At 72.8% G+C, this 7,001-nt stretch carries 8 protein-coding genes; 5 read left to right on the top strand and 3 right to left on the bottom strand.

Annotated elements, in window-relative coordinates; translation table 11 throughout:
* The first annotated feature begins 79 nt into the window (after positions 1-79).
* The 3 genes from H5J29_RS15815 (at position 80) to H5J29_RS15805 (ending at position 2,684) form a co-directional block, all read left to right on the top strand.
* Entirely contained in the window at positions 80-358 is a 279-nt protein-coding gene (locus tag H5J29_RS15815) for an FCD domain-containing protein (protein ID WP_376768538.1), read from the top strand.
* A gap of 62 nt (positions 359-420) precedes the next feature.
* Positions 421-1,344, top strand: a complete 924-nt coding sequence (locus H5J29_RS15810; protein ID WP_181781725.1) for an AEC family transporter — start codon at positions 421-423, stop codon at positions 1,342-1,344.
* A gap of 86 nt (positions 1,345-1,430) precedes the next feature.
* Positions 1,431-2,684: an aspartate aminotransferase family protein gene (locus H5J29_RS15805; protein ID WP_181781724.1), complete on the top strand. Its 1,254-nt coding sequence runs from the start codon at positions 1,431-1,433 to the stop codon at positions 2,682-2,684.
* Positions 2,685-2,994: 310 nt separating this feature from the next.
* Here the strand turns inward: H5J29_RS15805 and H5J29_RS15800 are convergent, their stop codons facing one another.
* The gene (locus H5J29_RS15800; protein WP_376768537.1) at positions 2,995-4,140 is read right to left on the bottom strand and encodes an Mrp/NBP35 family ATP-binding protein; all 1,146 of its coding nucleotides are present in this window, start codon (positions 4,138-4,140) and stop codon (positions 2,995-2,997) included.
* Between the two features lie 218 nt (positions 4,141-4,358).
* Here H5J29_RS15800 and H5J29_RS15795 point away from each other — a divergent pair, with 218 nt between their 5' ends.
* Positions 4,359-4,766, top strand: a complete 408-nt coding sequence (locus tag H5J29_RS15795; protein WP_181781726.1) for a MarR family winged helix-turn-helix transcriptional regulator — start codon at positions 4,359-4,361, stop codon at positions 4,764-4,766.
* Between the two features lie 67 nt (positions 4,767-4,833).
* Here H5J29_RS15795 and H5J29_RS15790 read toward each other — a convergent pair whose 3' ends face one another.
* Positions 4,834-5,328 carry a DUF1003 domain-containing protein gene (locus H5J29_RS15790; protein WP_181781722.1) on the bottom strand — a complete coding sequence of 165 codons (495 nt, stop codon included), beginning with the start codon at positions 5,326-5,328 and terminating at the stop codon, positions 4,834-4,836.
* A complete protein-coding gene (locus tag H5J29_RS15785) occupies positions 5,321-6,604 on the bottom strand; it encodes a magnesium transporter MgtE N-terminal domain-containing protein (RefSeq protein WP_181781721.1) in 1,284 nt (427 codons plus the stop codon). The genes H5J29_RS15790 and H5J29_RS15785 overlap by 8 nt, the downstream gene beginning before the upstream one ends.
* A 64-nt stretch (positions 6,605-6,668) precedes the next feature.
* On the opposite strand from H5J29_RS15785, the gene H5J29_RS15780 reads away from it, so the two are divergent.
* The coding region (locus H5J29_RS15780) for a PhzF family protein (protein WP_312858256.1) at positions 6,669-7,001 on the top strand (333 nt) is incomplete at its 3' end.

Here is a 7,001-nt window from a genome sequence, read left to right as displayed (position 1 = left end):
CGCACCGACCTGACGGGTCGTGTTGTAGACCCCGGCCCCCGCGCTGGCCGACGCCGACCACGAGTTCCACGCCGAGCTCGTGGCCGCCTCGGGGAGTCCGCGGCTGCACCGGATGTCTCGCACCCTGCTCGTCGAGACCCGGATGTGTCTCGCCGCGCTGCAGCAGAACCCGCCGCCGCCGGAGAGCCTGCTCGCCGAGCACCGGGTGCTGCGCGACGCCCTCGAGCAAGGCGACGCGGCGCGCATGACCTCCGTGCTGGAGGCGCACATGGCGGACGCGGTGTCGCGGATCCTGGACGTCACCGTCGTCGAGCCGCGGTCGGCCGCCGGGGGCGAACCCCCCGCCCTCCCCGCGTAGTCGTGAGTGGCGATGGTCGCTCTGGCGACGATCGCCGCGCAGCGGGTGGTTAGGGTCGGGCGGTGACCGGCATCCTCGACGGGTTCCTGGTCATCGGTGTCGTGATCGCGGTGGGCTACGGGATCGGCCGGGCCGGTGTGCTCGGCTCGTCGGCCACCCAGGTGCTGTCCCGCACGGCCTTCTTCGTCGCCTCGCCCGCGCTGCTGTTCGTGGTCGTCGCCCGGCAGGACATCGGGGCGATCTTCTCCTCGTCCCTCGTGGTCACCGCGGTCACCAGCAGCCTGGCGTGCGCGCTGTTCGTGCCGTTCGGACTGGTGTGGCGCAGGCCCGCCGGGGAGATCGCGATCGGCTCGATGGCCAGCGGGTACGTCAACGCGGGCAACCTGGGCATCCCGATCGCGACCTACGCGTTGGGCAGCGCGGGCGAGATCGCCCCGGTCCTGCTGTTCCAGCTCGCGGTGCTGACCCCGCTGTTCTCCACGGTCCTCGACGTCGTCGCGCACCAGGGCGAACGCGTGTCCCGCATGCGGACGATCACCACTCCGCTGCGCAACCCGCTCGCCATCGCGACCGTCGCGGGCCTGGTCGCCTCGGCGACGGGGTGGATGCCGCCCGAGCAGGTGATGGCGCCGCTGCAGCTGATCGCCGACCTGGCGGTGCCCTGCATGCTGCTCGCCTTCGGCATCTCGCTGCGCGGGGCGGCGCGGCCGGGGGCAGGGGGCGTCGGGCCGTCGCTGTGGGTGGTGGTCGCGATCAAGAACGTGGTCCAGCCGCTGATCGGGCTCGGCCTGGGGCTGCTGCTCGGGCTCTCGGGGCCCGCGCTGATGGCCGTCGTGGTGTGCGCGGCGCTGCCCACGGCGCAGAACGTGTTCGGCTACGCGGTGCGGTTCGACCAGGGCGTCCAGCTCGGTCGGGACGCGGCGCTGACCACGACGATCGTCTCCGTGCCGATGTTGTTCCTCGCCGTGGGACTGCTCGCTCCGTAGTCCTTGCCCCGCGGCGGCCGACGTGGTTCCCTGAGGATTGTCGACAACAGGACAACCCCTGCCGTCCAACCTCTCGGAGTTCTCCCATGGCACAGCTGTCCCCGGTCCTGACCCAGGCCACCCCGGTCCAGGTCGCGCGCGGCGAAGGCGTGTACCTGTACGACACCGAGGGCCGCAGGCACCTGGACTTCACCGCGGGCATCGGCGTCGTCTCGACCGGGCACTGCCACCCGAAGGTCGTCGCGGCCGCCCAGGAGCAGGTCGCCACGCTCATCCACGGCCAGTACACGACCGTGATGCACCAGCCGCTGCTCCGCCTGGCCGAGCGGCTGGGGGACGTGCTGCCCGCGGGCCTGGACAGCGTGTTCTTCCTGAACTCGGGCTCGGAGGCCGTCGAGGCGTCCGTGCGGTTGGCCCGGCACGCCACCGGCCGTCCGCTGATCCTGGCCTTCGACGGCGGCTTCCACGGCCGCACGATGGGCGCCGCGGCCCTCACGACGTCCGGCGCGAAGATCCGCTCCGGCAACGGCCCGCTGATGGGCGGGGCGGTGTTCGCGCCGTTCCCGTACGCGTACCGGTACGGCTGGTCGGAGGAGCAGGCCGTCGAGTTCGCGCTCGCCGAGCTGGACCGGCAGCTGGTCTCGACCGCGCCCGCCGCGGACGTCGCCGCCTTCCTGGTCGAGCCGGTGCTCGGCGAGGGCGGGTACGTGCCCACCCCGCCCGCCTTCCTGCGCGGCCTGCGCGAACGCGCGGACCGGCACGGCATCCTGCTGATCGCCGACGAGGTGCAGACCGGCTACGGCCGCACCGGCACCTTCTGGGGCCACCAGCACACCGAGGGCCTCACCCCGGACATCCTGATCACCGCGAAAGGCCTGGCCAGCGGCTTCCCGCTGTCCGGCATCGCGGCCTCGACCGAGCTGATGAGCAAGGCCCGCCCCGGCTCGCAGGGTGGCACCTACGGCGGCAACGCGGTGGCCTGCGCGGCCGCGCTGGCCACGCTGGACGTGGTGCAGGAGGAGGGCCTCGTCGAGAACGCCCGGGTGAACGGGGCGCGGCTGCTCGAGGGCGTCCGCGGCGTGTCGAAGGGGGTCGGCACGGTCGGCGACGTCCGCGGGCTGGGCTTCATGGTCGCCGTCGAGTTCACGAACCCGGACGGCACGCCCGACGCGGCGACCACGGTCAAGGCGCACAAGGCCGCCGCCGACCACGGCCTGCTGCTGCTGACCTGCGGCCCGTTCAACAACGTGGTCCGCTTCATCCCGCCGCTGGTCACCACCGCCGACCAGGTCGACGAGGGCGTGGCCCTGTGGAGCAAGGCCCTCAACGACGCCGTCTGACCCGCGTCCTCCACCCCGACCCGCGAGTCCCACACTTCCGACGCGCGAGTCCCACACCGCAGACGCGCGAGTCGGACATGTCAGTCCGACTCGCGCGTCGCCGGCTCCGACTCGCGCGTCGAGGTGTCGGACTCGCGTGTCGAGGTGTCCGACTCGTGCGTCTGCAGTGTTGGACTCGCGCGTCAAGAGTGGGGGACTCGCGGGTTGGGGTCGGACCCGCGCGTCGTCCTGTCCGACTCGCGCGTCTGCGGTGTCGGACTCGCGCGGCTGGATGTGGGGACTCGCGCGTCTGGGTGTAGGGACTCGCGGGTTACTTGCGGACGGGGCTCAGGCCCAGGCTCATGCCTGCCAGGCCCCGGGAGCGGACCGTGAGGCGGTCGGCGATGCCCTGGAGGACCTGCGCCGCGGCGCTGTCCGGGCTGCGGAGGACGATCGGGGTGCCCGAGTCGCCGCACTCGCGGACCCCCGCCTCCAGCGGGACCTGGCCGAGCAGGGGGACCTTGGCGCCCAGGATGCGGGTCAGGCTGTCGACGACCGTCTGACCGCCGCCGGAGCCGAAGACCTCCATGCGGGAGCCGTCGGGCATCTCGAGCCACGACATGTTCTCGATGACGCCCGCGATCCGCTGCCGCGTCTGCAGGGCGATCGAGCCCGCGCGCTCGGCGACCTCGGCGGCGGCCTGCTGCGGGGTGGTGACGACCAGCAGCTCCGCGTTGGGGATCAGCTGCGAGGTCGAGATCGCGATGTCCCCGGTGCCGGGCGGCAGGTCCAGCAGCAGCACGTCCAGGTCGCCCCAGAACACGTCGGCCAGGAACTGCTGCAGGGCACGGTGCAGCATCGGCCCGCGCCAGACGACGGGGGTGTTGTCCTGCACGAACATCCCGATCGAGATGACCTTCACGCCGTGGCTCTGCGGCGGCATGATCATGTCGTCGACCTTGGTCGGCCGCTCCGCCGCGCCGAGCATCCGCGGGACCGAGTGCCCGTAGATGTCCGCGTCGACCACGCCGACGTGCAGGCCCTTGGCCGCCATCGCCGCGGCCAGGTTCACGGTGACCGAGGACTTGCCGACGCCGCCCTTTCCGGAGGCCACGCAGTACACGCGGGTGAGGTTCCCGGGCTGCGAGAAGGGGATCTCGGCCTCCTCGGTGCCCCCGCGGAGCTTCTTCCGCAGCTCGGTGCGCTGCTCGTCGCTCATCACGTCCAGCTCGACGCGGACCTCGCGCACGCCGGGCACGGCGGACACCGCGGCCGTGACCCGGGAGGTGATCGTCTCCTTCATCGGGCAGCCCGCGACGGTGAGGTACACCCCCACCTGCGCCACGCCGTCCGGGGACACCGCAACGCCCTTGACCATGCCGACCTCGGTGATCGGTTTGCGGATCTCGGGGTCCTCGACCTGGGCGAGAGCGGCTCGGATCGCCTGTTCGACGGTCTCGGTACTGGTGTTTCCCATGACGGACATCAGGGTCTCCGCTGAACCTTCCTCATCCGACGGCCGTCGCCCGCGCGGCTCCGGCATGTCCGTTCCATGCTACGTGCGCCGACGAATCGTCACGCACGTCCGTAGCATCTACGGACGTGACGGACATCGCCGATGCCTCTCGAGGCTCCACGCGGTCCGCGCACGGGGGGAACGACCGGCAGGCACGACTCGTGCCGAGGCCGGAGGAGATGGCGTCGTGGCGGGCATTCCTGCGCGCGCACGCCACGATCACCCGGGCGCTGGAGACCGAACTACTCGCGGAACAGGGCCTCTCGCTGGCCGCCTACGACGTGCTCGTGCAGCTCGCCGAGGCGCCCGGCAGGCGGCTGCGGATGACCGAGCTGGCGGAGGCGGTACTGCTGTCCCGCTCGGGCGTCACGCGCCTGGTGGACCGCCTCGAACGGGCCGGGTTCGTGCGCCGCACCCGGGTGGAGTCCGACGGCCGGGGGGTCGCCGCAGGACTCACGCCCGCAGGTCTGGACCGCCTGCGCGTCGCCAGCCGCACCCACCTGCGGGGGGTGACCGAGCACTTCGTGCACCGGCTGGACCCGGGTGACCTGCCGGTGCTCGAACGCATCAGCGAACGGATGGTCTAGTCTCCCGCAACGCCGCCTGCGTGGGCCTGGGCCGTCGAGATGTGTAGCGGATTCGCGCTGCGGGACACTAGCGACGGCGGGGGGTCCGGTCCGTCCTCGTCCGGCCCTCCAGGGTCTGGGCGAGGCGGTCCAGCTCACCGCGCAGGTAGTCGCGGGTCGCCACCTCGTTCACCGCGATCCGCAGCGCGGCGAGCTCGCGGGCGAGGTACTCCGTGTCCGCCTTCGTGCGCTCGGCGCGGCGGCGGTCCTCGTCCAGGGCGATGCGGTCCCGGTCGTCCTGCCGGTTCTGCGCGAGCAGGATCAGCGGGGCGGCATAGGCGGCCTGGGTGGAGAAGGCCAGGTTGAGCAGGATGAACGGGTACGGGTCCCACTGCAGCCGCCAGCTGGCGATGTTCAGCCCGATCCAGATGAGCACGATGACCGTCTGGATCGCCAGGTAGCGGCCGGTACCCAGGTAGCGGGCGACGCGTTCGGCGCCGCTGGCGAAGGCGCTGGGGTCGAAGTCGATCCGCCGCCTGCCGATCAGCGGCTGGTCGAGGCGGCGGCCGGGCAGCTCAGGCACGGGAGTCCTCCGTCCGGTCGGCCGTCTCCAGGTCGCGGGAGCGGTCGGCGGGCTGGTCCCGCCAGCCGTCGGGCAGCAGGTGGTCGAGCAGGTCGTCCACGGTCACCGCGCCGAGCAGATGGTCCTCGGCGTCGACGACGGGGCCCGCGACCAGGTTGTACGCGGCGAAGTAGCGGGTGATCTCGTCGATCGAGGCCCCCGGCTCCAGCTGCGCCAGCTCGCTGTCCACCAGCCCCGCGACCAGCTCGAACGGCGCCTCGCGCAGCAGCCGCTGGGTGTGCACGCAGCCCAGGTAGCGGCCGGTGGGGGTGGCGCTGGGCGGCCTGCAGACGAACACCATGCTCGCGAGCGCGGGAGGCACGTCGGGGTTGCGCACGTGCGCGAGCGCCTCGGCCACGGTGGAGTCGGGGCGCAGCACGATGGGCTCGGGGGTCATCAGACCACCGGCGGTGCGTGCCTCGTAGGTCAGCAGGCGCCGGACCGGCTCGGACTCCTCGGGCTCCATCAGCGCGAGCAACCGCCCGGCCTCCTCGTCGCCGAGCTCGCCGAGCAGGTCCGCGGCGTCGTCCGGGGACATGGCCTCGAGCACGTCCGCCGCCCGCTCCACGTCCAGGTGCGCGATCAGCTCGCGCTGGTCGTTCTCCGAGAGCTCCTCGAAGACGTCCGCGAGGCGCTCGTCGTCCAGCCCGTCGACGACCTCGTGCTGGCGCTTGCGGGGCAGCTCGGACAGCGCGGCGGCCACGTCGGCGGGGCGCATCGCGTCGAACACCGCGAGCAGGCCCTCGGCCCCCTGCCGGTCCGACAGCGTGAGCCCCTGCACCGAGCTCCACGGCAGCACGCTCGCCCCGGCCCGGCGGCCGAGCCTGCGCGGCCCGGTGCGCACCGCGAGCCTGCCGACCACCCAGTCCCGGCTGCGGGTGGGCTCGATCGCGGCGTCGACGACGGTGGCGGGCTCGCCGGAGTCCCGCAGGGTGACCGGCGCGTCGAGCATCTGGCCGAGGACCAGGGTCTCGTTGGGGCGCTGGTGGAAGCCGGACAACGAGACCGAGCCGCTCGCGAGCGTGACGGCCTCGGAGTCGACGTCCGCGACCCGCAGCATCGGCACGAAGATGCGCCGCCTGCTGGACAGGTCCACGACCAGCCCGAGCACCCGCGGCGGGGTCGAGTCGACGCGCAGGGTGGCGACCACGTCCCGCACCTTCCCGATGCGCGCGCCGTCCGGCCCGAAGACGGCCAGCCCCGCCATCCGCGCCACGAAGATCCGGCCCGCGCCCATGGCGCAAGACTATGCCGTCCGTGCAGATCAGCCGGTATCGGACACCTGGGCCTATGGTCGACGGGTGGCCCTGCACTTCGACGTCGTGGACGTGTTCACCGACCGGCCCTACGCGGGTAACCCGCTCGCCGTCGTGCGGGCCGAGGAGCACGAGCTCTCCACCGGGGCGATGCAGCGGATCGCGGACGAGTTCCACCTGTCCGAGACCGTCTTCACCCTGCCGCCGAGCAGTCCCGGGGCGGACTATCGGGTGCGGATCTTCACCCCGGCCGTCGAGCTGCCGTTCGCCGGTCACCCCAGCGTCGGGGCTGCGTGGGTGCTGGCCCGGGACGGGGCGATCCGGCACGGCGAGGTGGTCCAGGAGTGCGGGGCCGGTCTGCTCCCCGTGCGGGTCGAC

Source organism: Pseudonocardia pini, from assembly GCF_013870575.1.
Classification (GTDB): Bacteria; Actinomycetota; Actinomycetes; order Mycobacteriales; family Pseudonocardiaceae; genus Pseudonocardia; species Pseudonocardia pini.
The sequence above is the reverse complement of the archived record's forward strand: the minus strand, read 5'-3'. Positions and strand labels throughout refer to the sequence as shown.

Bases quoted from the DNA above. Each gene is read 5' to 3' on its own strand.
- H5J29_RS15785 (WP_181781721.1), bottom strand. From the start codon at position 6,604: ATGGGCGCGGGCCGGATCTTCGTGGCGCGGATGGCGGGGCTGGCCGTC.
- H5J29_RS15800 (WP_376768537.1), bottom strand. From the start codon at position 4,140: ATGGGAAACACCAGTACCGAGACCGTCGAACAGGCGATCCGAGCCGCT.
- H5J29_RS15805 (WP_181781724.1), top strand. From the start codon at position 1,431: ATGGCACAGCTGTCCCCGGTCCTGACCCAGGCCACCCCGGTCCAGGTC.
- H5J29_RS15795 (WP_181781726.1), top strand. From the start codon at position 4,359: ATGGCGTCGTGGCGGGCATTCCTGCGCGCGCACGCCACGATCACCCGG.